This is a genomic window from Marinobacter sp. bablab_jr008 (assembly GCF_016464145.1).
GTDB classification, from domain to species: Bacteria; Pseudomonadota; Gammaproteobacteria; order Pseudomonadales; family Oleiphilaceae; genus Marinobacter; species Marinobacter nauticus.
In genome coordinates, this window is the sequence record NZ_JACDWW010000052.1 from 81,691 (window position 1) to 103,955 (window position 22,265).

Here is a 22,265-nt window from a genome sequence, read left to right on the forward strand (position 1 = left end):
CTAACAAGGATAAATGGTTGCCGCGATGAAACGTCTGATCAGTGTTACCGTTCCTCTGCTGTCACTTGCGATCGCCGGCTGTGGCGATGAATCCGATGACCTGCCGGTTGATGGCCGGGAGTTCGATGGTGTTACCTACAGCGAGCGGGCGCCCTACCAGGGGCGTGTGATCGACGGATACCTCAACAATGCCCGGGTCTGGCTGGATCTTGACGACAATGGCCAGTACACCGCAGGGCCGGTGGAGATTGAGCTGGACAGCGGTAATACCCACGTTCTGGAGAATGGCGAGCCAACCGTGATGAGCGGTCCCGGCGGGCGGTTTTCCATGGACGTTTCCGCACTGGATGTTCCGCCATCGATCGGCGCAAACCTGGACCCCAGGGATTATCCGCTTTATGCCCTCGCCATTCCCGGGCAGACCCTGGAGGAGCGAAGCTACGGCGATGAGGCGGTCAGCCGGGCGTTTTTGATGTCAGCCAGCCCCGGCGTAACCAATATTACCCCCCTGACTACGCTGGCCCGTTTCCGGAGCCTGGCCGGCCAGTGGAATGCTGAAAATCCGATTCCGGATAACCGGTTCGCTGATCTGGACGGTATCAACCTGTGGAAGGACTATATTCTTGCCAATGATGACCGGGCTCACGCCTATGCCCGGGCGTTGGCGCGGTTCATGGCCAGCCAGATTCCTGATGGCTACAACGATTACCTGGCAGGGAATGGCAGTGACGGCAGCGAAGCCAGCCTGTTACCGCGTGACGGGGTGTACCTGCTTGGTTATTCGGTGGTGCAGAACGTTGATGAGGTTATTGCCATTGTCGATGCCGCTGCGTCCGGTGGCAACTACGGCAATGTGGATACCGATACGCTGGTACTGCCGGATGTTGATGTGGAAGTAAGCAATCCCAGGCTTCTGGTGAGTCAGCGGATTTCGGCACGGCCAACCCGATCAGACGTACTGCCTACCAATACCTCTGACCTCGGTGCCTCGGCTGAGCTGTCTTTTGAATACAGTGAAGGTGGCAGGCTGCTGGCTGTATCCAGTCGGGGCTGCCTGGGTATTTCATTGCCAGAGATGGCCCGTTTGTTTCAGGCCGATGGCTATATGACCAATTTGAAGACCCAGTGGCTGCCATCTTCCTCCCTTTCGCCCCAAAGTGCCGTCTGGTACGACGAGGAGGGCGTGCACGAGCGTCTGGAGTTTGCCTGGGAGAATGGCACGGCCAGTCTTGATACCGTCACTACGTGCCATGAGCAGACGCTCGGGGTAACGCCAGGGGGAACCGAGCTGGATGGTATCGGTGACATCAGCTGGGTTTGGGATGGGCAGGCCGGGACTCTGGTGGAGTCCGTGCCCGGTAGGGCTGATGATCGCGTGCTGACGTTAGAGGTAGCCAATTCGCCAGCGGACATTCTGGATGGCGAGCAGTCGCCACGGGATCTGGTCAGTGGGTATCGGCTGACCGCGGGCGGTGGCCTGGAAGCAGCCGTTCAGTTTGCAGGTGGTGGAGCCTCCTGCGCGCCCCAGGGTGTTGCGCCTAACGATACCGAGCGCAACGGCCAGTATGCGACCCGGCTGTTTCCCTTCTCATTTACCAGTGACGTTGCCGCTTCCGATCTTTTCGGGGCCGGCGCCTATGAATACGATATTGATGATCGCAATGGCGTCTCTTTTGCCCGCTTGCTCCGGTTCCCGTTCCTGGATCGGGCGACCGCAAATAGGCCAGAAGTGGATTCTGCGAACGGGGCGTTCCAGTGGCAGCTGTTTTACGACGCACTGAACAGCGAAGAGCTGGATATGCAGCGTCCGAACCTGCTCAAGACGGCGTATCTGGTCGATTTCGTCGCCACATCCGATTGCGGTGACGGTCCTCTCGACCGGCCGGGCCGGGCGTATTCCACAGTGGAGTACGAGTACCAGAGCCTCTCGGACTATCTGTTGGACAGGCTGTCGGAGTAAGGCGGTTTGCGGAAAGGGCGATGGATGTTCTGTCTGTCGTCCTTCCAGACAGCACAAAATGCTCGGCGTAAATACGGCGAGTTCGACGTCAGATGCTGCTGATTTTTTCGGGATTTTTAATTTCTTAGGCCATTTTCTGGGGAAGAAAATGGTGCCGAGGAGAGGACTTGAACCTCCACGGGGTTGCCCCCACTAGCACCTGAAGCTAGCGTGTCTACCAATTTCACCACCTCGGCAGGTGATTTGCAGATTCGCGTATAGTTTATTGAAAACCTAGCGTTTCTGCCAGTGGTGAGGAGTTGCCCCTCAACCAATGGCGCGTACTTTAATGATTCGTTCAGGTGCTGTCAAACATTTTTTTCAAAAAAGTTTCGGCGGCAGAGTCTGACGATTTCAGGGTATTTGTGCCTATATTGGCGCCCTTGTTAGGCAGCATTCCCATCCCAACGTTATACTGCATCAAACATGAATGATGCCGCACGGTTTGCGGTGAGACAGAAAGGATCCGAATGGTTTCCAGGAAGAACAAACAAAGTGACCCTCATGCCCAGCGTGAGGCCCAGAAATATGACAACCCCATCCAGAGTCGGGAGTACATTCTCCAACATCTGAAAGAGCGGGGCGCGCCGGCCACGCACGAGACCCTGTGTCAGGAGCTCGGGCAGACGTCTGCGGAAGGAATTGAAGCGTTGCGCCGTCGTCTGATTGCGATGTGCCGTGATGGACAGTTGATCTGTAACCGCCGTGATGCGTTCCTGCCGATCGAGGAAGCGGATCTGGTCACCGGGCGTGTGGTTGGACATCGTGATGGTTTCGGGTTTCTGATCCCCGATGACGGTGGCTCCGACCTGTTTCTGACTGCCCGGCAGATGCGCCAGGTATTCCACGGTGACCGGGTAGCCGCCCGGGTGGATCAGGTGGATGATCGCGGGCGCCGGGAAGGCAAGATTGTAGAAGTGCTGGAGCATCGCACCTCCCAGATCGTCGGTCGCTTTTTTAAAGAAAGCGGCATCGCCTTCGTAGTGCCAGAGAACGCCAGAATCAATCACGAGATACTGGTTCCGGATGAGCAGGCGGGTAAGGCGGTTCACGGCCAGTATGTTGTGGTGGAAATCATTCGTCAGCCGACGATTCGAACCCAGCCCACCGGCCAGGTTATCGAGATTCTGGGCGAGCACATGGCGCCGGGAATGGAAATCGATGTGGCCATTCGTTCCTACGAAATCCCGCATAGCTGGCCGCCCGCGGTCGGTGAACAGGCCGCCTCGATTCCCGCGGAAGTGGCAGAGAAAGACAAGGCAAACCGGGTGGATATCCGCAACATGCGCCTGGTGACCATCGACGACGAGAGCGCTCGTGACTTCGATGATGCCATTTACTGCGAGCCTCGTCCCCGTGGTGGCTATCGGTTGGTGGTGGCCATCGCTGATGTCTCCCATTATGTCCGCCCGGGGTCGCCACTGGATGAAGAGGCCATTCAGCGCGGTAACTCGGTGTATTTTCCGGACCACGTGGTGCCCATGCTGCCGGAGAAGCTCTCCAATGGCCTGTGTTCCCTGAACCCGGATGTCGACCGTCTGTGCATGGTGGCCGACATGACCATCAGTGCCGCCGGTAACATCAGCGGCTACACCTTCTATCAGGCCGTAATGCGCAGCCATGCCCGGCTGACCTACAACAAGGTCAGTGCCATGCTGGAGCATCCGGATACGGAGCAGGGCTACAAACTCAGCGCCCACTATGCGGATCTGCTGCCGCATCTGCACAACCTGTATGACCTCTACAAGTTGTTGCGAAAGGCTCGCACCGAGCGTGGGGCCATTGATTTCGAGACCACGGAAACCAAGATTGTTTTCGATGCCCAGCGCAAGATTGAGGAAATTGTTCCGGTGCACCGGAACGATGCCCACAAGATTGTCGAAGAGTGCATGCTGTGCGCCAATGTGGCGACGGCCCGCTTCCTCAAGAAGCACAAGATTCCGGCGCTTTACCGGGTGCACGACGGGCCTTCGGAAGAGCGTCTGAGCAATCTGCGCCTGTTCCTGGGTGAGCTGGGATTGCAGCTGGGCGGCGGCGACAAGCCGTCATCGGCAGATTACCAGGCCTTGCTGGGTCAGGTGGCCGACCGCCCGGATGCCAATGTCATCCAGATGGTGATGCTGCGCTCTCTGAGCCAGGCGGTGTACAGTCCTGAGGAAGCCGGGCATTTTGGTCTTGGCTTCGCCAGTTATACCCACTTCACGTCGCCAATTCGACGTTACCCGGACCTGATTGTGCATCGGGCCATCAAGTCCCGGATCCATAATCCCGAGGCAACCAAAGATCTGGTGTCCCCGAAGGTGCACGATCCCGAATTGGCTGAGTATCCCTACGATTATGCCCGTATGGAGCAGTTGGGTGAGCATTGCTCCATGACCGAACGCCGGGCCGACGATGCCACACGGGACGTCATGGCCTGGCTCAAGTGCGAGTTCCTGCGCGATCACGTGGGCGAGGAGTACGATGGCATTATCGGCGCGGTGGTGCCGTTTGGCTTCTTTGTTGAGCTGTCCGATATCTACATCGAAGGTCTGGTACACGTCTCCACGCTCAGTGGTGACTACTTCCATCACGATGCCGTCAAGCATCGTCTGATTGGTGAGCGCACGGCGGTCAGCTTCCGTCTGGGTGACGAAGTGCGTGTCCGCGTGGTGCGTGTCGATCTGGAAGACCGAAAAATCGATCTTGAGCTGGTAAGCACCCCCAGGCGCCGGAAGGCAGACCGCGATGCGCTGGAAGTGTCCAAGCGCGAGCCGCGGGGCAAGGGCAAGGGTGGTCGCTCCGGTAAAGGGCAAAAATCCGGTAAGCCGGCCAGCGCCAAGGAAAAGCTGGCCGCAGAGGCTGCCCGGGAGGCCCGGTCCAAATCGGCCAAAGGTAAACCGTCAGGCTCGGGCCGTAAGCGCAAGAGTCGTAAATAACACGTTACGCAGGAATTGATTGTCAGTGTCTCAGGAATATGTATTCGGCTGGCATGCCGTGGATGCCGTGCTGAAAAGAGAGCCGGAGCGGTTGCAGCGGGTCTGGATTCAGACCGGTCGTCAGGACAAGCGGGTGAAGTCGGTTACCGATGCCCTTGACGGTCTGGGGGTGCCCTGGAAAGTGGTGCACCGGAAAGAGTTGGATGAGCGGGTGTCCGGTGTCCACCAGGGTGTTGTTGCTGCCGTTGCGGAAAGCCGGGAGTGGACCGAGGATGATCTTCTTGCCCAGTTGGCCGCCAGCGACAAGCCGCCATTCCTGCTGGTGCTGGATGGCGTGACGGATCCCCATAATCTGGGTGCATGCATGCGCACTGCCGATGCCGCGGGCGTGCAGGCGGTGATTGTGCCCAAGGATAAATCGGCCTCGTTGACGCCGGTTGCCCGAAAGGTCGCCTGTGGGGCGGCAGAAACGGTACCGTTTGTCCGGGTGACCAATCTCGCCCGTTTCCTTCGGGAGTTGAAGGACCAGGGCGTGTGGTTGATTGGTACGGCAGGTGAGGCGGATGCCACCTTGTATCAGGCTGATTTCAAGGGGCCGGTTGCTCTGGTCATGGGTGCCGAAGGTAAAGGCATGCGCCGTCTGACCCGTGAACATTGTGACCAGTTGATCAACATTCCGATGCTCGGCCACGTCGACAGTCTGAATGTGTCGGTGGCGACCGGTGTCTGTCTGTATGAGGCGTTGCGCCAGCGCCTCGGTTAAACCTTGCACAAACAGGCCTGCGGGCCTAGAATACGTCACCCCTTTTTTCAAGGGGTGGCTTTTTATTGTCTGTTGTATGGCAATGGTTAGCTTCGCTTTTGATCAAGCCTTTCTTGTAAAGCCTTATTGATAAAGCAAAAAAGAAACCGGCAGCACTTGCTGTCACCTCCTTGCTTTCACGCTCCGGCCACAACCACTGGTATGGCCACCGGGAGAAGGAAGCTGTTTAAACCGTAGGGAGAACTCATGCGTCACTACGAAATCGTTTTCATGGTACATCCGGATCAGAGCGAGCAGGTGCCCGCGATGATCGAGCGTTATACCAGCGTCATCACTGAAGATGGCGGCAAGGTACATCGCCTGGAAGATTGGGGCCGTCGTCACCTGGCTTACCCGATCAACAAGATCCACAAGGCTCACTACGTGCTGATGAACATCGAGTGTTCACAGGCAGCGATGGACGAGCTGACTCACAACTTCCGGTTCAACGACGCCATCATCCGCGACCTGATTCTGCGTCGCGACGAGGCCGTTACCGACCTGTCTCCGATGAAAGCCGCTGAGTCCCGTGAGGACCGTCGTTCCGGCGGAGACGATCGTCCACGTCGTTCAGCTGACGCTGAAGAGCGTCAGAGCGCATCCCAGGACGAAGAAGAGTAATTAACCGGAGTTAGGAGTTACGTTATGGCTCGTTTTTTCAGACGTCGTAAGTTCTGCCGCTTCACGGCAGAAGGTGTTAAAGAGATCGATTACAAGGATCTGGACACCCTGAAAGGCTACATCACTGAAACCGGCAAAATCGTGCCCAGCCGTATCACCGGCACCAAAGCACGTTATCAGCGTCAGCTGGCTACCGCTATCAAGCGTGCCCGCTACCTGGCACTGCTGCCGTATACGGACGGTCACGACCACTAAGTTTTAACGGACAGGACCCGGGACCATGCGTGCACTGGCACAGTATGTAATGCGCGGTCCCCTGCAGGCTGGCGGGGTTGCAGCGGTTACCACCGCAGTACCCTTACTGTTCTGGATTGGCGCAGCGGTAACTGGCCTGGTCGTTCTTCGACTGGGCATTCGCCAGGGGCTCAATATTGGCCTCTGGGCTTTGATTCCGGCGATCGGGTGGGCTGTTTACGGCCAGGATCCCACGGCGCTGGTGGTGCTGCTGCAGGTGATGCTGATGGCATCCATTATCCGGACGACACTGTCCTGGGAAAGAGCACTGTTGTCCGGTGCCTTTCTGGCGATACTGACCGGGCTGATGTTGCCTGTGATGTATCCGGCGCTGCTGAACGACCTGGTTCAGGCTGGTGTCGAGGTTTACGAGCAGTACAACACTGAAATGGCCCGTGCGCTGGGTGGTGATCTGGAACAGGTTATCCGGGACACCATGAATGCCAGCATGGCCGGTACCTACTTTGCCACCGCCATCGGTATGACGATGCTGGCAAGGGCGTGGCAGGCGGGGTTGTATAACCCCGGGGGATTCCGCAAGGAATTCCATGGCCTCAGGTTATCGCCGGCGGTAGCCGTAGTGTGCGCCATCACCATGGTGGTTGGCCCGATTCTTGGGTTGAATGCCATCCTGCTGGCCTGGGCTGCGGGCACCCCGCTGGTTCTGGCCGGGTTGGCTCTGGTGCACGGTGTGTTCGCTCGAAAGCAGTGGAGCGGTAACTGGTTGGCAATGTTTTACGTTGCTCTGGTTTTGCTGGGTCCCAATCTGTTGATGCTGTTAGTGGTTCTGGCTTTTGTGGATAGCTGGCTGGATATCCGGGGGCGTATACCCGCCGGTCCGGCTGAATAAAGCACGAAGAGGTTAACGAGATGGAAGTTATTCTGCTCGAGAAAGTCGCAAACCTTGGCTCCCTGGGTGACAAGGTAAAGGTTAAGGCCGGTTACGGTCGTAATTTCCTGCTGCCGTACGGCAAGGCCGTTCCTGCTACGGAAGCAAACGTAAAGGCGTTTGAAGAGCGTCGCGCTGAGCTGGAAAAAGCTGCTGCTGAGAAGCTGGCTGCTGCCCAGACCCGTGCCGAAGCTCTGGAAGGCGCTTCCTTCACCATCACCTCCAAGGCTGGTGAAGAAGGCAAGCTGTTCGGTTCTATCGGTGTTCGTGACATTGCCGACGCAGTGTCTACCGGTGGTACTGAAGTCGAGAAGAGCGAAGTTCGTCTGCCGGAAGGCCCGATCCGGGTGACTGGCGAGTACGACATCGAGCTGCAGCTGCACACAGACGTTGAAGTGACCATCAAGCTGGCGGTTGTTGCCGAGTAATCGGTAGCCCAGTGACAGGTCGATTCAACCAGCACTGAAGCCACAGGTTTCCGTGCTGAAAAACGGGCCCGAGCCGGAGACGGTTTCGGGCCCGTTGCTTTCTGGTATTCTTGTAACCTCGTTTGTTCATTTCCCTGATGTCGGTGTCTATGGCCAATCCCACTCTGAAACCTGCTTCTATTGATCCGGAAACCAGTCGCATCAAGGTCCCGCCGCATTCGGTCGAGGCTGAACAGGCGGTGCTCGGCGGCCTGATGCTGGACAACCGTCGGTTTGACGAGATCGCCGAAATTATTTCAGCGGCTGATTTTTACCGGCAGGACCATCGCCTGATTTTCGGCGCCGTGGAGCGCCTCGCCAGCGAGAGCGAGCCGCTGGATGTGGTTACCCTGGCCGAGTTTCTGGAACGGGCCGGCGATATCGAGGATGCCGGTGGTCTGTCTTATCTGGCGGAACTGGCCGAGAAAACACCCGGTGCCGCCAATATCAGGGCCTACGCTGACATTGTTCGCGAACGCTCCATTTTGCGGCAGCTGGTGGAGGTGTCCGGCAAGATCTCCGATTCAGCCTTCAACCCGCAGGGGCGAAAAAGTAACGATATCCTGGACGAAGCAGAACGCAGTGTGTTCCAGATCGCCGAGGCACGTACTAAAGAAGGTTCCGGTCCCAAGGCCATCAACCCCATCCTGGCTACCACACTCAGCCGGATTGAAGAGCTGTTTGAATCCGGCGAGCAGACGACCGGTTTGACTACTGGTTTCCGGGACCTGGACGACCAGACCTCCGGTATGCAGCCAGCCGACTTGATCATTGTGGCGGGGCGGCCCTCTATGGGTAAGACCACTTTTGCCATGAACATTGTTGAGAACGCCCTGATCAGCACCGGCACCCCGATACTGGTGTTCAGTATGGAGATGCCCGCAGATGCGCTGGCCATGCGTATGCTGTCGTCGCTTGGTCGCATTGATCAGACCAAAGTGCGGGGCGGCAAGCTGGAAGAGGATGACTGGCCCCGGCTTACCTCTGCCGTCAGTCTGTTGAAGGATAAGCCGCTTTATATCGATGACACTCCGGGGCTGAGCCCGACAGAAATGCGCTCCAGGGCCCGTCGGGTGGCCCGCGAGAACGGCGGCAAGATTGGCCTGATCATGGTCGACTACCTGCAGTTGATGCGGGTGCCGGGTAACACCGAAGGCCGGACTGCGGAGATTTCCGAAATCTCACGCTCACTCAAGGGTATTGCCAAAGAACTGGGCTGCCCGGTTGTGGCGCTGTCCCAGTTGAACCGGAGTCTTGAGCAGCGACCCAACAAACGCCCGGTCAACTCGGACCTGCGGGAATCCGGTGCGATCGAGCAGGATGCCGACGTGATCATGTTCGTATACCGGGACGAGGTCTACAACGAGGATACGCCGGATAAGGGCATTGCCGAGATCATTATTGGTAAGCAGAGGAATGGCCCGATCGGTACCATCCGTCTCGCGTTCATTGGTAAATACACCAAATTCGAAGACCTGGCGCACGGCGATTACAGCGATTACGGTGGGGATTATTAATGCCACGCCCCACCGTTGCCCGCATAGATCTTGACGCCCTGAAACACAATTTTCGACGGGCCCGGGAACTGGCTGGAACCGCCTACGCCATGGCGGTGGTCAAAGCCGATGGCTATGGCCATGGCATTGGCTCGGTTGCTGATGCTCTGGCTCCGGAGACCAGCCGGTTTGCGGTGGCCTGTATCGAGGAAGCCATAGCCATTCGCGGTGCCGGCCATCGGCACAGCGTGGTGCTGCTGCAGGGCACCCATCAAAAGGATGACCTGGCCGAATGTGAGCAGTCGGGTTTTGAACCCGTGCTCCACTGTCAGCAACAGTTATCGTGGCTCGGTGCGGGGCGTTCTCCCAGATTCTGGATCAAGGTCAATACTGGCATGAACCGTCTGGGCTTCCGGCCCGAAGAGCTGCCGGAGGTGATGGCCGGGCTTGAGGAAGCGGGCCTGAAGCATCTTGCGATTGGTTTTGTCACTCATTTTGCTTGTGCCGATGATCCGGACAGCGAAATGACCGGGCTCCAGACCCGGGTTTTTGAGAGAGCGGTAGCGCCCTGGCCGGATTTGATGCGTAGCGTTGGCAATTCTGCGGCTCACTTTCGCCCGAATCAGCCGCTGTACGAGTGGAGCCGCCCGGGGATCATGCTCTACGGGGCGTCACCCGTGGAGGGCAAAACCGGTGCGGAGCTGGGGCTTTGCCCCGCAATGACCTTGCAGGCGCCTCTGATTACCACACGCGTGGTCCGTGCCGGGGAGTCGGTAGGGTATGGTGCTTCCTGGACGGCCAGTCAGGATACCCGGATGGGCATGGTGGCCATTGGTTATGCCGATGGCTACCCGCGTCACGCGGGTACCGGAACGCCAGCCGCTGTGCGCGGCCAGCGAATCCGTTTGCTGGGGCGGGTATCCATGGACATGCTGGCAGTAGACCTGAGTGCCGTCCCTGAGGCCCGTGAGGGCGACCTGGTGGAGCTCTGGGGCAAAACCGTGAGTGTCGACGAGGTGGCCGGTTACGCCGGTACCATTGGCTATGAGTTGCTCACCGGCGTTACGTCGCGGGTGCCTCGGGTTCATGAATGATTTCTTCGATGAAATCGAGAATCGCCGCCAGGCTGCGGTCGTCCAGTTTCTTGAGGACTTTGTGAATCACCATTTTGCTGCCCTTGAGCATGCTACTGATGCCCATTTTGGCCATTCCCATCATCATGCTGCCGGCATTCAGGCGGCGTAGTGGCTCAAGGAAAAAGAAATCCAGCCCGGATTCGGTCAGTTCAACGATGAGCTCATACAGCTGGTCGATGGCCTGCTTGTCGGCTTTGCCGCGGCCTTTGAGCTCACTGACGGTATAAAGAGCCCGGGTTCTTAGTTCATCGGGGATAGGGGCCACTATATGGCTCTGTTGTTTCAGCATTGGGATTCCCGTTGTTGTATGCTTGTCGATCCGGGAGCGTTCACCGGCTCCCCGTAAGGCTGACGTTTCAGGCTGCATGATACTGCAGTAAAGTAGTGTTCCGAGCCATTGGCCCGAGTGTTTCCTGACATCCGTCACATCAGTGATATTCCGGAGGCGTTGTTTCCACGTGCATGTACTTGTTGTTCACGACTATGGCCCGCTTGGCAAGGTGCTGTTGGAGCGCCTGCGGGAAACGCATCTGCGGATCAGTCCTTTGCTGGTCAGTGATCCTGCCAATGTCGACCTGCATGCCCTGGATAACTGGATTCCTGAAGACACCGCGCTGATTATCAATGCGTTGTGGCTCGCGGATCCGGAAAAGGCGGAGAAAAACCGGGAGGCGACTCACGAAGCGGCGTTTTCATTGCCGTTGGCGCTGGCCGAGCATGCCCGTGAGCGCAAAATGGCTTTACTGCAGCTTTCTTCATGTTATGTGTTTGATGGCCGTAAACAGGGTGCCTACATAGCGTCGAATCCAGGGCAGCCTGTTAACGAGCTGGGTCGCTGGCAATGGGAATGTGAGCAGGCCCTGAGAACGCAGCTCCCGCGGCATATTATTCTGCGTACCGGCTGGAGCCTGGCCCGATTTATCGGCAAGGTTCAGCAAAGTACGGCGCAAGGTGGCCTGTCTTTGCCCGGCCGCTGTCAGGGGCAGCCGGTGGCGGTGAAGGATCTGGCGAGGGTGATCGTGGCAGTGGCGCTCCAGATCGATTGTGGTGCTGAAGTCTGGGGTACCTACCAGTATGCCGGGGCAGAAGAGATCAATCTGTATGAACTTGGGTTGGCGATAGCCGGCATGCCCGGCATTCCTGAGGGAATCAAGGTGGTGGACGAGGTGCCCGACTGGGGTCACATCGAACCGGTAAACACCACTATGGTCTGTACCAAGATCCGCAATACCTTCGGCATAAAACAGATGCCGTGGCGCACCTGGTTGTCTGAAGAGGTGGCGATGTTGAAGGAATCGAACAGCGCTGAGCGGGTTCCGGCAAATTCCTGAACCCGCTCAGGGTGTGTGACTGGTTGGTGCTTACTGGCCCTGACGGGCGAAATCCCGCGTTACCATTTGCAGCGCTTCCACATCCAGCAGTTCCACTTCCCGCCCGCGAGCGCGGATGATGCCCTGATTCTGGAAGCGGGTGAAAACCCGGCTCACGGTTTCAACTGCCAGGCCCAGGAAGTTGGCAATGTCGTTCCTGGCCATGGGCAGGCTGAAATTGGTAGCCGACATACGACGACGGCGGAAGCGGCTGGACAGCGAGAGCAAAAGCGCCGCAATGCGCTCTTCGGCGGTATTCTTGCTGAGCAGCATCGCCAGCTGATGGCTGTTCTGAATTTCCTGGCTCATCAGGTGATACATGTGGTGCTGCAGTTCCGGCAGCTTGCCGGTGAGTTCCTCAAGCCTGTCGACCGGGAATTCACATACGCTGGTACGTTCCAGCGCTTTGGCCGTGCAGGCATAGTTCTCGCTGCTCATGCTGTCCAGCCCCACCAGTTCACCAGGCATGAAGAAACCGGTTACCTGTTCTTCACCGCCTTCGGTAATAATGGATGTTTTGATGGAGCCGCTCTTGACCGCAAAGCAGGAGCGAACCGGGGTACTCTGATCGAAAATATGCTCGCCGCGGTTATAGATTTTCCCCTGCTGGACAATGTCCTCAAGGCGATCAAGATCGTTCTCTTCAATGGCCAGAGGTAGACACAGGTTGCTCAGGCTGCACTGGTGACAGGAGGCCTTGAGAGGGGATACTTGGTGAAGTCGAATTGCCTGGGCCATAGTTGACGAACCATCCGGGTTGATCCATTCAAAACCGCACCGAAGCGTGTGCGGTGCGTCCTCAGCCCCAACAGGTAAGGCTTTTGCCTGCGTTCGGGGCGGACACCCTGGGCGATCCGGATACCTGGGCATGCGGCGGATTCCCATGGGTGCCAATGCTGAAACATCTGGTTTCAGTCACCTTGATTTAAATCAAGTATAGCAAAAAAGGCTAGTCTTATGCCCAAACTTTAGTCTTTACGGGTTTGGCCTTTACGCCGAGTCCGGCTAGCGTTTCTTCTTCTTGCGCTGCTCATCCTTTCTGGCTCTCTCTTCCGCCTCGGCCTGTTCCCGGGCCCGGGCTTCCACCAGTTCCTGTTCCACCATGTCCGGCGTTTCCAGCGAGATCCGGCCGAGCGTCCCGGCTCGGAGTTCGTTCAGCAGCACTTCGGAAACCTTGTGCAGATCCGGTACCCCGCCGCGGCCCAGGAAACGGCGTTTTACGGCGATGGCATCCATCAGTGCCAGCCCATCCACGGGTGTTTCGTCCAGCCCGTAGCGGTTGACGACGAGCTCCGGGTAGTGGGCAATCAGATAATCCGCCTCGAACAGCGCAACATCCTCGAAATCCAGTACAGCACTGCGGATTGCGCCGGTTACTGCCAGGCGATAGCCGCATTGCACCGGCGACAGCTTGGGCCAGAGGAAGCCAGGGGTATCGTAGAGCAGAACGTTATCCGGCAGTTTGATGGCCTGTTGCGCCCGGGTAACCGCCGGCTCGTTGCCAGTCTTGGCGGCGGGCCGGCCGGCCAGGGTATTGATCAGCGTGGATTTGCCGACGTTGGGGATGCCCAGAATCATCACTCGCAAGGCACTTTTCTGTCGATCATGCCCGGGCGTCATCTCTTCCGCCAGCTTGAGTATACCCAGGGCTTCCTGGCGCTGATTGTGCGTGAGCGTGACCGCACGCACGCCCCGTTCCCGCTCCAGCCACGCCAGCCACTGGTCGGTGATGGCCGGGTCGGCCAGGTCGCGCTTGTTAAGCACCTTGATCAGCGGGGTATCGCCACGCAGCGAGGGAACCAGTGGATTCTCACTGCTGAAGGGAATCCGGGCGTCCACCACCTCGATGATGAGGTCCATCTGGGGCATGACTTTCTTGATCTCCTTTCGGGCCTTGTGCATATGCCCGGGAAACCAGTTAATGGCCATGGTGTTTACTCCGCTGATTGATTGAGGGCGCCATTATGCAGGGGAATGACCAAATTTTCACATTCATCAAATCCCGCCAGTGCCGCGCCCTCAGAGCGAATCAAACTGAGAACCTGTACAAATTGAAGGGACATCGGGGTGAAATGAAGCATGAGAATGCTTTAGGGTGTCACTTCAAACGATTAAAGCCAATCCGTGGTGGTACCCGAGTGGCCGCCTTATTGATGGAGAACAGTATGAAGCTTGCAAAATTCATCGGTTCCGCACTTGTTGCCCTGAGTCTTTCAGCGCCGGCTCTCGCACAGCAGGCGCCGGGTGGTCAGCCGGATCAGGTTGCCCAGCTGGCCCAGATGGTGGGGCTGTCTGAAGAACAGCAAACCGAGATTCGCGGCATCATCGACGACATGCAGGGCGAGATCGGCGAACTGCGCCAGGATGCCCGCTCGCTGCAGGAAGACCTGCAAGAGCAGATCAAGCCGGATTACGACGAGTCTGCCATTCGTGACAATGCCGCCAAACTCGGTGATGTGACCGGTGAAATTGCAGCGCTTTCTGCCCTGATGCAGGCGAAGGTGGATGCGGTGTTCACCCAGGAGCAGCGTGATGAGCTGGATCGCCGCATGAAACAGATGCAGCAGCAGATGCAACAACAGCGTCAGATGATGCAGCCTCAGGGCCAGCAGTAATTCGCTGAGTCGGTGTATTTGAGAGAAACCCCGCCGGAGCCTGGCCCCGGCGGGGTTTTTTGTTATGGGGTATTAAACGGTCGAACCAGAATGATCAGCCTGGGCAGCAAGGTGAGCGCACCCAGCAAGGCCATGAACATGGCAAAACCGGTGAACAGGCCAAAATAAATGGTGGGAATGAAGTTCGACAGCACCAGTATGGAGAAACCGGCAATGATGGTCAGCGAGGTGTAGAACATGGCCTGGCCGATACTGCGGTGACAGCGATGCATGGCGGCCAGGTAGTCGCCGTCTTTGGCGAACTCGGTTTTGAAGCGATGGATGTAGTGGATGGTGTCATCTACCGCAATCCCGACGGTGATGGCCGCCACGGTAATGGTCATCATATCCAGTGGAATGCCCAGCCAGCCCATCAGCCCCAGTACTGAGCCTGCGGCAATCAGGTTGGGTGCCATACCCACCAGCGCCAGCTTCACGGAACGGAACAGGATCAGAAACATGACCAGTATAGCGCCAAACACCACGCCGATGGTTTTGATCTGGGAATCGAACAGGCTCTGAAGCATGTTGTTGTACATCACTGTCATGCCTGAGAGCAGTATGCGATCCCGGTCGTAACCGAGTTCGGTGCTCAGGTGGTGGCGAATGTCATCCAGCAGCTCCTGTCGACGCAGGTCCGGCATGGTTTCGAGTATGCGGATACTGAATCGCGCCTTGTCCTGCTCCTCAGAAATATAAGGGGTCAGCAGAATATCCTGTAGATCGTCCGGTACGGCGGCGGGCACAAAGGCCAGCTCCAGGGCGTCCAGGGGCTCACCGCCGTTAACCTGGGCCAGCAGGTCGAGTGTGGTCTGTATGGACAGGACTTTGCCGGTCTCCGGCAGGCTATGCAGGTAATCATGCACCTCACCGAGTTGGCGCATTTTCTGATAGGTGTACCAGGTGTCCCGGTATTCCTCGTCACCGCAGTCTTCTACAAACGGGTCGCAGTCACTGGCGAATGGATCCGCGTTGGCGTTATCCGGGGCGGGTTGATCGGTAATGACCACATCCAGCGGCGTGGTGCCCCCCAGTCGGTCGTCTATGGTGACCATGCCTTGATGGATTTCGGTGGAGGACTTGAAGTAATCAATGAAGCTGTTCTCTACCGTCAGTCGGTTCAGGCCAATCACGCAGAGCACGGCAATGACCCCGGAACTGACCAGGACCGTCCCGCTGAACCGCTCGGTGAAGCGGGCGAAGGCATCGGTGAAGGGCACCTTGTCTGAGCTCACGCGCTGGTCGATCGGGGGTGGCAGCAGGCTCAACAGGGCCGGGAAGATCAAGAAAGTAATGAGAAAAGCCACGGTCAGCCCCAGGGTCATCATCCAGCCAAAATCGATGACCGGCCGGATGCCGCTGAAGGTGAGGGAGCCGAAGGCAACAATGGTGGTGATCGCCATATAGAAGCACGGTCGGATCATGGTCATCAGGGTGTTGCGCAGGATGTTGTTTGGCGCAGCCTCGGGCTCGTCATGCTGGAATTCCCGGTAGCGCACAATCAGGTGGATGGTGAGCGACAGGGTCATGATCAGTAGCAGCGAGATAAAGTTGGACGAAATCACTGTCACCGGCCATTGGGCCCAGCCCAGAAATCCGACCATCAGCCAGACGGTAAAACCGCAACACAACAGTGGTACCACGACCCAACGCCATTGCCGGAAAATAATCGCCAGGGTGAGCAGCAGGAAAGCCAATACCCCGAAGCCGAAAGTGGAGAGATCGTTTTCAATAAACCGGATCATGTCGGCGACAATCATGGGCACGCCGCCCAGGTGGATGCTGGCGTGGTCGCGGTATTGCTCCAGTATGGCGCGAACCTGATTGATGGTGGCATCACGCTCTTCACCCAGTTGCTCGGTGTAGCGGATAAATTCGTCGCTTGTCTGCTCAAGTTGCGTCCGCTCGGCCTCGCTGGCCTCGCCCCGATTCACCTTTTCCCGGAGTTCGTTACGCTGGTTGAGTAAGTCAAAATAGCGGCCCGGGGTTGGCAGGTTGACCTGGATGGCCGTGGTCTTGCCGTCCTCGCTGATGAGCAGGTTTGGGTACATGGGGTTGTCCAGCAACGCCTGTCGGCCGGTCGCCGGAGCCACATCGTGTTCATCCAGCGTTTTGATCTCGCTGTCGACGGTGTCCAGGGTAAGGTCCGGACTGTGCAGCAGCGGTACATTCAGAATGCTGTTGGTGGAACCGACGGCCTCAAGAGCCTGCAAGTCGTCGCGAAGAGCCCTTAACCGCGACAGGCCTTCGGTGGTGAACAGGGGCTCGTTGGGGGTGTAGGTGACCACCAGGAAATCGTCAGAGGTGGTGAAGGTCTGGTTTACCTGTCGGTACTGCTCCAGCGAACGATCGTTTTCCAGCACCAGGGATTCTGCCGAGGCATCCAGCCGGAACTGATCAAAACGCAGCGCGGTCAGTGCCAGTAGCAGGGCAAACAGGGCCAGAACAATCCAGGGGTGGGGCAGGATAAAACGGTCGTAGAAGGCGCCAAGGCGATTCATGAGTTACAACTCTGCAGTCAAAAACGAGTGCAGAGTGTGCCACAAACCTCAGCGAACTGTGACCTTTGCCGAGGCTTCTTCCAGTGAACGGATCAGTTGCTCCAGACGTTGCGTCATATCCGCGCTTTCCGAGAGCTGGACAACCATGTTCCGGGTGGTTTCCCGGATGTCCTGAACATTGGCCAGTACCTGATCGGTATCGGCGGTCTGCTCAGCAGACATATCCGCGATTTCCTGATTGGTCCGGTCGATACGACCGACCACCTCGTTAATGGCTTCCAGGGCCTGGCGCCCATTCTCGGATTCTTCCACGCATCGTTCGGCGTCGTCTGAACTGCCTGTCATCTGTTCGACAGCGGTATTCATGGAGGCCAGCAAGCGATCCAGAGTGGTCTGGATCTGGTCGGTAGAGTCCTGAACCCGGCGCGCCAGGTTTCGGACTTCTTCGGCAACCACCGCAAAGCCCCGGCCCTGTTCGCCCGCGCGGGCGGCTTCTATGGCGGCATTGAGGGCCAGCAGGTTGGTTTGCTCGGCAATGCCCTTGATTTCGGTAATGGTCTGGCCAATCTCATGGCTGTTTTCGGCCAGTGACTGTACGCTGCCAGCAGACTGGCGAACCACACTCGCCAGCCTGCGAATGCTGTCGGCGCTCTGGCTGACCCGTTGGCTGCCATTTACCGCAGTCTCCCGGGCTTCTGTTGACAGGGTTTTGGCAATGCCTGCCTGTTCGGCAATGCCCACAAAGCTCTGTAGCATGGCCTCAACGGATTCGGCCGAGCGATTGGCGCCGTCCTGTTGCCGGGTGAGGCTGTCCCTGCGTGCGGCGGCCCGCTGAGTGAGGGATTCGACCTCCTGATGCAGGTGCTCGGTGGCCGTTTTCATGCTACGAACGACATTGGATGTTCGATCCTGCATGGCATTGAAGGCAGCGGCCATTTCGCCAATTTCATCCCGGGAGTCGACGTCGGCCCGGCGGCTCAGGTCGCCACTGGTCTGCACGGCCACCATGGTGTCCTTGAGCCGGTTAACATGGCGCTCAATAAAGGAAATAAGCAGCTGGGAGCCGGCCATCTCCAGTGCCATAAGCACTGCCACGATCAGGGCAAAGCCCGGCGCGGTCTTTGCCAATACCTGGCTGAAGCTGGATTCTGTCTGGCCTGCGATCACCTGCATGGCATAAAGCACCAGCAGGCAGAGCACCGCAAACACGAGAATATTCAGCAACCAGAATTTGTACTTCAGCCGGATATTTCGCAACAGGGTCAGCATTGGCAGCTCTCAGTCAACGGCCTTGACCGGAATCTGCATCGCCTTGTCGGGCACGGGAACCTCCGGCACGCTCAGGCCCAGATTGTTCTTGTCGAATACCCGGTCGGCCCGGTAGCTGGAGCGAACCATGGGGCCGGACGGCACTTCCATGAAACCTTTTTCCAGACCAATGTCGCGGTAACGGTTGAATTCTTCCGGGGTGACGTAACGCTCCACGGGCAGGTGGTTCGGCGTGGGGCGCAGGTACTGGCCCAGGGTGAGAATATCCACACCAATGGCGCGCAGATCGTCCATGGTTTCAAGGATTTCCTCTTCGGTTTCACCCAGACCCAGCATCAGGCTGGTCTTGGTGAGCACATCTGGCCGATGTTTCTTGGCGTGGGCCAGTACGCTCAGGGTTTTTTCGTAACCGGCACGGGGGTCTCGCACACGACTGGTCAGGCGCTTGACGGTTTCCACGTTCTGGGCGAAAACGTCCAGTCCGGAATCCACCACTTTTTCCACGTCGCTCATTACTGCATCAAAGTCCGGGGTCAGGGCTTCTACCGCCACCTCCGGGGTACGCTGTTTGATGGCCGAGACACAGGCCGCGTAGTGTGCGGCGCCGCCGTCGGGTAAGTCGTCACGGTCTACCGACGTCAGCACGATGTAGCGCAGGCCCATCAGTTCCACAGACTTGGAGGTGTTTTCCGGCTCTTCCGGGTCAAGCCAGCCTTTAGGGTTGCCGGTGTCGACCGCGCAGAATTTGCAGGCCCGTGTGCATACGGAGCCCATCACCATGATGGTGGCGGTGCCGTTGGTCCAGCATTCGCCAATGTTAGGGCAATGTGATTCCTGGCAGACGGTGCTCAGGCGGTGCTCGGTTACGTTCCGGCGCACGGCATCGTAGCGCTCGCCGCCCGGCATACGCGCTCTCAGCCATTTCGGCTTGCGCTCCAGAGATTTGCCTTCCGTGTTTGATGATGAACGCTTGACGCCGTCCTTGATGGCGGAGAAGCCGTGTTCGTTACGGAATTTGGAACCACTGGTAATGCGGGGCTTTGCGCTTTCGCTCATTGGCCAGGAACTCTCGGATAAGGGTGTGGTGAACCTTTAAGAGTAATCGGCAGACAGGGCAGTTACAAGGCAGGTAGGGGCAATCACGGGGTTGCCGGGCACGACTTTGGTCGTACCCGGTTGAGGGAAATCAAGCCTGGGATTTTTCCAGGGCCTGAGTGATATCGGCGATGATATCGTCGGCATCTTCAATGCCGATCGACAGCCGTACGAGGTCTTCGCTGACCCCCGCACTTTTCAGCTCGTCAGCATTGAGCTGGCGGTGGGTAGTGGTGGCCGGATGGCAAGCCAGGGACTTGGCGTCGCCAATGTTCACCAGTCGCAGGATCAGATCCAGGGCATCGATGAATTTGGCGCCGGCTTCGCGGCCGCCTTTAATGCCGAAACTGAGAATGCCGGAGGCCTTACCGTCACAGATCTTGTCGCAGGTCGCCTTATAGGGGCTGTTCGCCAGGCCGGCGTAGTTGACCCATTCCACGGCGGGATGATCCTGTAGGAACTGGGCAACCTTCTGGGCGTTGTCGCAGTGGCGTTCCATGCGCAGGGCCAGCGTTTCCAGCCCCTGCATAATCAGGAAAGAATTGAACGGCGACAGGGCGGAGCCGGTGTTGCGAAGCGGTACCACCCGACAGCGGCCGATAAAAGCGGCTTCGCCCAGGGCTTCGGTGTAAACCACGCCATGGTAGGAGGGGTCGGGCTGGTTCATCATCGGGAACTTGTCGGCGCTGGCCTTCCAGTCGAACTTGCCGGAGTCCACCACAATACCCGCTACCGTGGTGCCGTGGCCGCCGATGTACTTGGTTAGCGAGTGAATCACGATATCTGCGCCATGCTCGAACGGGCGGCACAGAAACGGCGTGGCGACAGTATTATCGACGATCAGCGGAATGCCGTGCCTGTGGGCAATCTCGGCCCACTTCTGGATATCCACCACATTACCGGCCGGGTTGCCGATAGATTCACAGAACAGGGCTCGGGTCTGGTCGTCGATGGCGTTCTCTACCGCCGCGAAATCATCGTGGGGCACCATCTTGCATTCGATGCCCTGGTTCGGCAGCGAGTGAGCAAACAGGTTGTAGGTGCCGCCGTACAGCTGGCTGGTGCTGACAATGTTGTTGCCCACCTTGCAGATGGTTTGCAGGGCATAGGTAATGGCCGCCATGCCGGACGCTACTGCCAGTGCGCCAATACCACCTTCCAGCGCTGCCATACGCTCTTCCAGAACCGCGTTGGTGGGGTTCATGATGCGGGTATAGATGTTGCCCTGTACCTTCAGGTCAAACAGGTCGGCACCATGCTGGGTGTCGTCGAAGGTGTAAGACGTGGTCTGGTAAATGGGCGTGGTGGCGGCCTTGGTGGTCGGGTCGCTCTTGAAGCCGGCGTGCAACGCGAGAGTAGCTGGTTTCATCACAACATTCCTTGCTGGTGGATTGTTCGTTATTGGTTTAAGGAGCCGAGTATGCCACAGGCATTCGGGCTTCGGCACAGTTCCAGCGGTTATACCGATATAAGGTGGAACGCGGAGTCAGTCCAGGACACCGTATACCAAAGCTCTGAGCTGCTGTCGGATGGGGTAGGACGAAGACGGCATCAGCTGGGTCATGAAAATCACCACCAGATCTTCCACCGGGTCGATAAAGAAGCTGGTGCTAGCCAGGCCGCCCCAGCCGAATTCTCCCGGCGAACCAATCGTGGCGGATTTGGCGATATCGGTTTTGACCGAGAACCCTAATCCGAAGCCGCTGCCGGCATAAGGTGTTTCAGTGAAGCCGCCAATAGACAGGGCAGGGAGATCCTGGCCGCCCGGTAGGTGGTTCAGGCGCATAAACTCCAGGGTTTTGCGGCCGATGATGCGCTGGCCCTGATATTCGCCACCCTGGCACAGGGCCTGGGCGAAGCGGAAATAATCATCTATGGTGGACACCAGCCCGCCGCCACCCGACAGGAATTTTGGTTCCTTCAGATAGCGGGACCGCTCCGGGTCGTCCTGGAGTTTCATGGTATTTCCGGATTGGTACAGATAGCAGGCGGCAAAGCGTTCCTGCTGGTCTGGTCGCACATGAAATCCGGTATCGGTCATGCCCAGGGGGGCAAAGATGTGCTCCTGAAAGTAGCTGTCCAGAGATTGGCCGGAGAGCAGCTCAACCAGGTAGCCCAGGACATCGGTGGACACAGAATAGTTCCACGCAGTGCCGGGAGAGAACTCCAGAGGTAACTCGGCCAGCCGGTCGACCAGCTTGTCCAGAGTCAGAATGGTACTGCCATCCAGTTTCAGCTTGCGGTAGGCGGCATCTACCTCGGTTCGCTCGGTGAAGCCATAGGTCAGCCCGGAGGTGTGGGTCATCAGATCCCGGATTGTCATGACCGAGGCCGCGGGTTCCGTCTCGAAATCCGGATAACGGCCTCCCTTGTAGACGCGTAGATTGCGCCAGCCTGGAATGTATTTGTGGACCGGGTCGTTGAGCAGGAACTTGCCCTGCTCGTACAGCTGCATCATGGCAATGCTGGTGACGGGTTTGGTCATGGAGTACACGCGGAACAGGGTGTCCCGGTTCATCGGTAAGTTTCTCTCAACATCCCGCAGGCCCTGGGCGTGACACCACAGAATCTCGCCATGCCGGGCTACCAGGGTAACCATTCCAGGAAGCTTCCCCGGCTGAAGGTAATGAGTGTCAAAGAAAGAAGCGATTGGTTCGAATTTTCCGGTATTCCGTTTTGGCATAGTCACTGTGCACAGGTATTGAAGAGGTTGGTTCCATCAGCGTGTTGCCAGCAGACTGGGCATTTCTGTAC

The 22,265-nt window shown here is 57.9% G+C and carries 19 protein-coding genes and 1 tRNA gene; 11 read left to right on the forward strand and 9 right to left on the reverse strand.

Translation table 11 applies throughout. The features are described from left to right. Positions 1 to 25 precede the first annotated feature (25 nt). On the forward strand, positions 26 to 1,960 hold the full coding sequence (locus tag JIF53_RS06725; protein ID WP_199452122.1) for a hypothetical protein: 1,935 nt from the start codon (positions 26 to 28) through the stop codon (positions 1,958 to 1,960). Positions 1,961 to 2,109: 149 nt separating this feature from the next. Here the strand turns inward: JIF53_RS06725 and JIF53_RS06730 are convergent. Next, positions 2,110 to 2,196 (reverse strand) — tRNA-Leu (locus JIF53_RS06730). Between the two features lie 273 nt (positions 2,197 to 2,469). Here JIF53_RS06730 and rnr point away from each other — a divergent pair. The 8 genes from rnr (at position 2,470) to alr (ending at position 10,580) form a co-directional block, all read left to right on the forward strand. Then, complete coding sequence (rnr, locus tag JIF53_RS06735) at positions 2,470 to 4,917, forward strand: ribonuclease R (protein ID WP_014420680.1); 2,448 nt, start codon at positions 2,470 to 2,472, stop codon at positions 4,915 to 4,917. A gap of 25 nt (positions 4,918 to 4,942) precedes the next feature. After that, entirely contained in the window at positions 4,943 to 5,680 is a 738-nt protein-coding gene (gene rlmB, locus JIF53_RS06740) for a 23S rRNA (guanosine(2251)-2'-O)-methyltransferase RlmB (protein ID WP_011785850.1), read from the forward strand. A 246-nt stretch (positions 5,681 to 5,926) separates the two neighbouring features. Next, the gene (gene rpsF, locus JIF53_RS06745; RefSeq protein ID WP_199452123.1) at positions 5,927 to 6,340 is read left to right on the forward strand and encodes a 30S ribosomal protein S6; all 414 of its coding nucleotides are present in this window, start codon (positions 5,927 to 5,929) and stop codon (positions 6,338 to 6,340) included. A gap of 24 nt (positions 6,341 to 6,364) precedes the next feature. Then, a complete protein-coding gene (gene rpsR / locus JIF53_RS06750; RefSeq protein ID WP_011785848.1) occupies positions 6,365 to 6,595 on the forward strand; it encodes a 30S ribosomal protein S18 in 231 nt (76 codons plus the stop codon). 25 nt (positions 6,596 to 6,620) lie between these two features. Next, entirely contained in the window at positions 6,621 to 7,484 is an 864-nt protein-coding gene (locus JIF53_RS06755) for a hypothetical protein (RefSeq protein ID WP_199452124.1), read from the forward strand. 20 nt (positions 7,485 to 7,504) lie between these two features. Then, a complete protein-coding gene (gene rplI, locus JIF53_RS06760; protein WP_199452125.1) occupies positions 7,505 to 7,951 on the forward strand; it encodes a 50S ribosomal protein L9 in 447 nt (148 codons plus the stop codon). A gap of 149 nt (positions 7,952 to 8,100) precedes the next feature. Next, the gene (gene dnaB / locus JIF53_RS06765; protein ID WP_014420683.1) at positions 8,101 to 9,507 is read left to right on the forward strand and encodes a replicative DNA helicase; all 1,407 of its coding nucleotides are present in this window, start codon (positions 8,101 to 8,103) and stop codon (positions 9,505 to 9,507) included. Beyond that, entirely contained in the window at positions 9,507 to 10,580 is a 1,074-nt protein-coding gene (alr, locus tag JIF53_RS06770; protein WP_199452126.1) for an alanine racemase, read from the forward strand. Before dnaB ends, alr begins: the two co-directional genes overlap by 1 nt. On the opposite strand, the gene JIF53_RS06775 is transcribed toward alr, so the two are convergent. After that, complete coding sequence (locus JIF53_RS06775) at positions 10,549 to 10,911, reverse strand: hypothetical protein (RefSeq protein ID WP_022991953.1); 363 nt, start codon at positions 10,909 to 10,911, stop codon at positions 10,549 to 10,551. The two genes, alr and JIF53_RS06775, sit on opposite strands and share 32 nt — an antisense overlap. Positions 10,912 to 11,080: 169 nt before the next feature. Between JIF53_RS06775 and JIF53_RS06780 the strand changes: the two genes are divergently transcribed. Continuing rightward, the gene (locus JIF53_RS06780; RefSeq protein WP_153740891.1) at positions 11,081 to 11,953 is read left to right on the forward strand and encodes an SDR family oxidoreductase; all 873 of its coding nucleotides are present in this window, start codon (positions 11,081 to 11,083) and stop codon (positions 11,951 to 11,953) included. A 30-nt stretch (positions 11,954 to 11,983) separates the two neighbouring features. Here JIF53_RS06780 and fnr read toward each other — a convergent pair whose 3' ends face one another. Next, positions 11,984 to 12,730 carry a fumarate/nitrate reduction transcriptional regulator Fnr gene (gene fnr, locus JIF53_RS06785; protein WP_011785841.1) on the reverse strand — a complete coding sequence of 249 codons (747 nt, stop codon included), beginning with the start codon at positions 12,728 to 12,730 and terminating at the stop codon, positions 11,984 to 11,986. A gap of 267 nt (positions 12,731 to 12,997) precedes the next feature. Further along, positions 12,998 to 13,921 (reverse strand): ribosome biogenesis GTPase YlqF, encoded by a 924-nt coding sequence (ylqF, locus tag JIF53_RS06790; RefSeq protein ID WP_199452127.1) that lies wholly within the window; start codon positions 13,919 to 13,921, stop codon positions 12,998 to 13,000. Between the two features lie 236 nt (positions 13,922 to 14,157). On the opposite strand from ylqF, the gene JIF53_RS06795 reads away from it, so the two are divergent. Continuing rightward, positions 14,158 to 14,607, forward strand: a complete 450-nt coding sequence (locus JIF53_RS06795; RefSeq protein WP_199452128.1) for a Spy/CpxP family protein refolding chaperone — start codon at positions 14,158 to 14,160, stop codon at positions 14,605 to 14,607. Positions 14,608 to 14,669: 62 nt separating this feature from the next. Here JIF53_RS06795 and JIF53_RS06800 read toward each other — a convergent pair whose 3' ends face one another. The 5 genes from JIF53_RS06800 to JIF53_RS06820 all read right to left on the reverse strand — a co-directional run bounded on the left by JIF53_RS06800 (position 14,670) and on the right by JIF53_RS06820 (position 22,194). Then, positions 14,670 to 17,147: an efflux RND transporter permease subunit gene (locus tag JIF53_RS06800; RefSeq protein WP_199452129.1), complete on the reverse strand. Its 2,478-nt coding sequence runs from the start codon at positions 17,145 to 17,147 to the stop codon at positions 14,670 to 14,672. 48 nt (positions 17,148 to 17,195) lie between these two features. Next, a complete protein-coding gene (locus JIF53_RS06805; protein ID WP_199452130.1) occupies positions 17,196 to 18,416 on the reverse strand; it encodes a methyl-accepting chemotaxis protein in 1,221 nt (406 codons plus the stop codon). A gap of 9 nt (positions 18,417 to 18,425) precedes the next feature. After that, positions 18,426 to 19,472, reverse strand: coding sequence for a lipoyl synthase (gene lipA / locus JIF53_RS06810; RefSeq protein ID WP_199452131.1), 1,047 nt, complete (start codon positions 19,470 to 19,472; stop codon positions 18,426 to 18,428). A 130-nt stretch (positions 19,473 to 19,602) separates the two neighbouring features. Continuing rightward, positions 19,603 to 20,880, reverse strand: a complete 1,278-nt coding sequence (locus JIF53_RS06815) for an O-acetylhomoserine aminocarboxypropyltransferase/cysteine synthase family protein (protein ID WP_014420692.1) — start codon at positions 20,878 to 20,880, stop codon at positions 19,603 to 19,605. A 117-nt stretch (positions 20,881 to 20,997) separates the two neighbouring features. Further along, entirely contained in the window at positions 20,998 to 22,194 is a 1,197-nt protein-coding gene (locus JIF53_RS06820; RefSeq protein ID WP_153740894.1) for a serine hydrolase domain-containing protein, read from the reverse strand. Positions 22,195 to 22,265: the final 71 nt, after the last annotated feature.

Excerpts from the sequence above, each read along its gene's own strand:
- JIF53_RS06795 (WP_199452128.1), top strand. The coding sequence starts at position 14,158 with ATGAAGCTTGCAAAATTCATCGGTTCCGCACTTGTTGCCCTGAGTCTT.
- JIF53_RS06775 (WP_022991953.1), bottom strand. The coding sequence starts at position 10,911 with ATGCTGAAACAACAGAGCCATATAGTGGCCCCTATCCCCGATGAACTA.
- rplI (WP_199452125.1), top strand. The coding sequence starts at position 7,505 with ATGGAAGTTATTCTGCTCGAGAAAGTCGCAAACCTTGGCTCCCTGGGT.
- rpsR (WP_011785848.1), top strand. The coding sequence starts at position 6,365 with ATGGCTCGTTTTTTCAGACGTCGTAAGTTCTGCCGCTTCACGGCAGAA.
- dnaB (WP_014420683.1), top strand. The coding sequence starts at position 8,101 with ATGGCCAATCCCACTCTGAAACCTGCTTCTATTGATCCGGAAACCAGT.
- lipA (WP_199452131.1), bottom strand. The coding sequence starts at position 19,472 with ATGAGCGAAAGCGCAAAGCCCCGCATTACCAGTGGTTCCAAATTCCGT.
- JIF53_RS06805 (WP_199452130.1), bottom strand. The coding sequence starts at position 18,416 with ATGCTGACCCTGTTGCGAAATATCCGGCTGAAGTACAAATTCTGGTTG.
- rpsF (WP_199452123.1), top strand. The coding sequence starts at position 5,927 with ATGCGTCACTACGAAATCGTTTTCATGGTACATCCGGATCAGAGCGAG.
- JIF53_RS06800 (WP_199452129.1), bottom strand. The coding sequence starts at position 17,147 with ATGAATCGCCTTGGCGCCTTCTACGACCGTTTTATCCTGCCCCACCCC.
- fnr (WP_011785841.1), bottom strand. The coding sequence starts at position 12,730 with ATGGCCCAGGCAATTCGACTTCACCAAGTATCCCCTCTCAAGGCCTCC.
- JIF53_RS06815 (WP_014420692.1), bottom strand. The coding sequence starts at position 20,880 with ATGAAACCAGCTACTCTCGCGTTGCACGCCGGCTTCAAGAGCGACCCG.
- alr (WP_199452126.1), top strand. The coding sequence starts at position 9,507 with ATGCCACGCCCCACCGTTGCCCGCATAGATCTTGACGCCCTGAAACAC.
- JIF53_RS06820 (WP_153740894.1), bottom strand. The coding sequence starts at position 22,194 with ATGCCAAAACGGAATACCGGAAAATTCGAACCAATCGCTTCTTTCTTT.
- JIF53_RS06755 (WP_199452124.1), top strand. The coding sequence starts at position 6,621 with ATGCGTGCACTGGCACAGTATGTAATGCGCGGTCCCCTGCAGGCTGGC.
- rnr (WP_014420680.1), top strand. The coding sequence starts at position 2,470 with ATGGTTTCCAGGAAGAACAAACAAAGTGACCCTCATGCCCAGCGTGAG.
- JIF53_RS06725 (WP_199452122.1), top strand. The coding sequence starts at position 26 with ATGAAACGTCTGATCAGTGTTACCGTTCCTCTGCTGTCACTTGCGATC.
- ylqF (WP_199452127.1), bottom strand. The coding sequence starts at position 13,921 with ATGGCCATTAACTGGTTTCCCGGGCATATGCACAAGGCCCGAAAGGAG.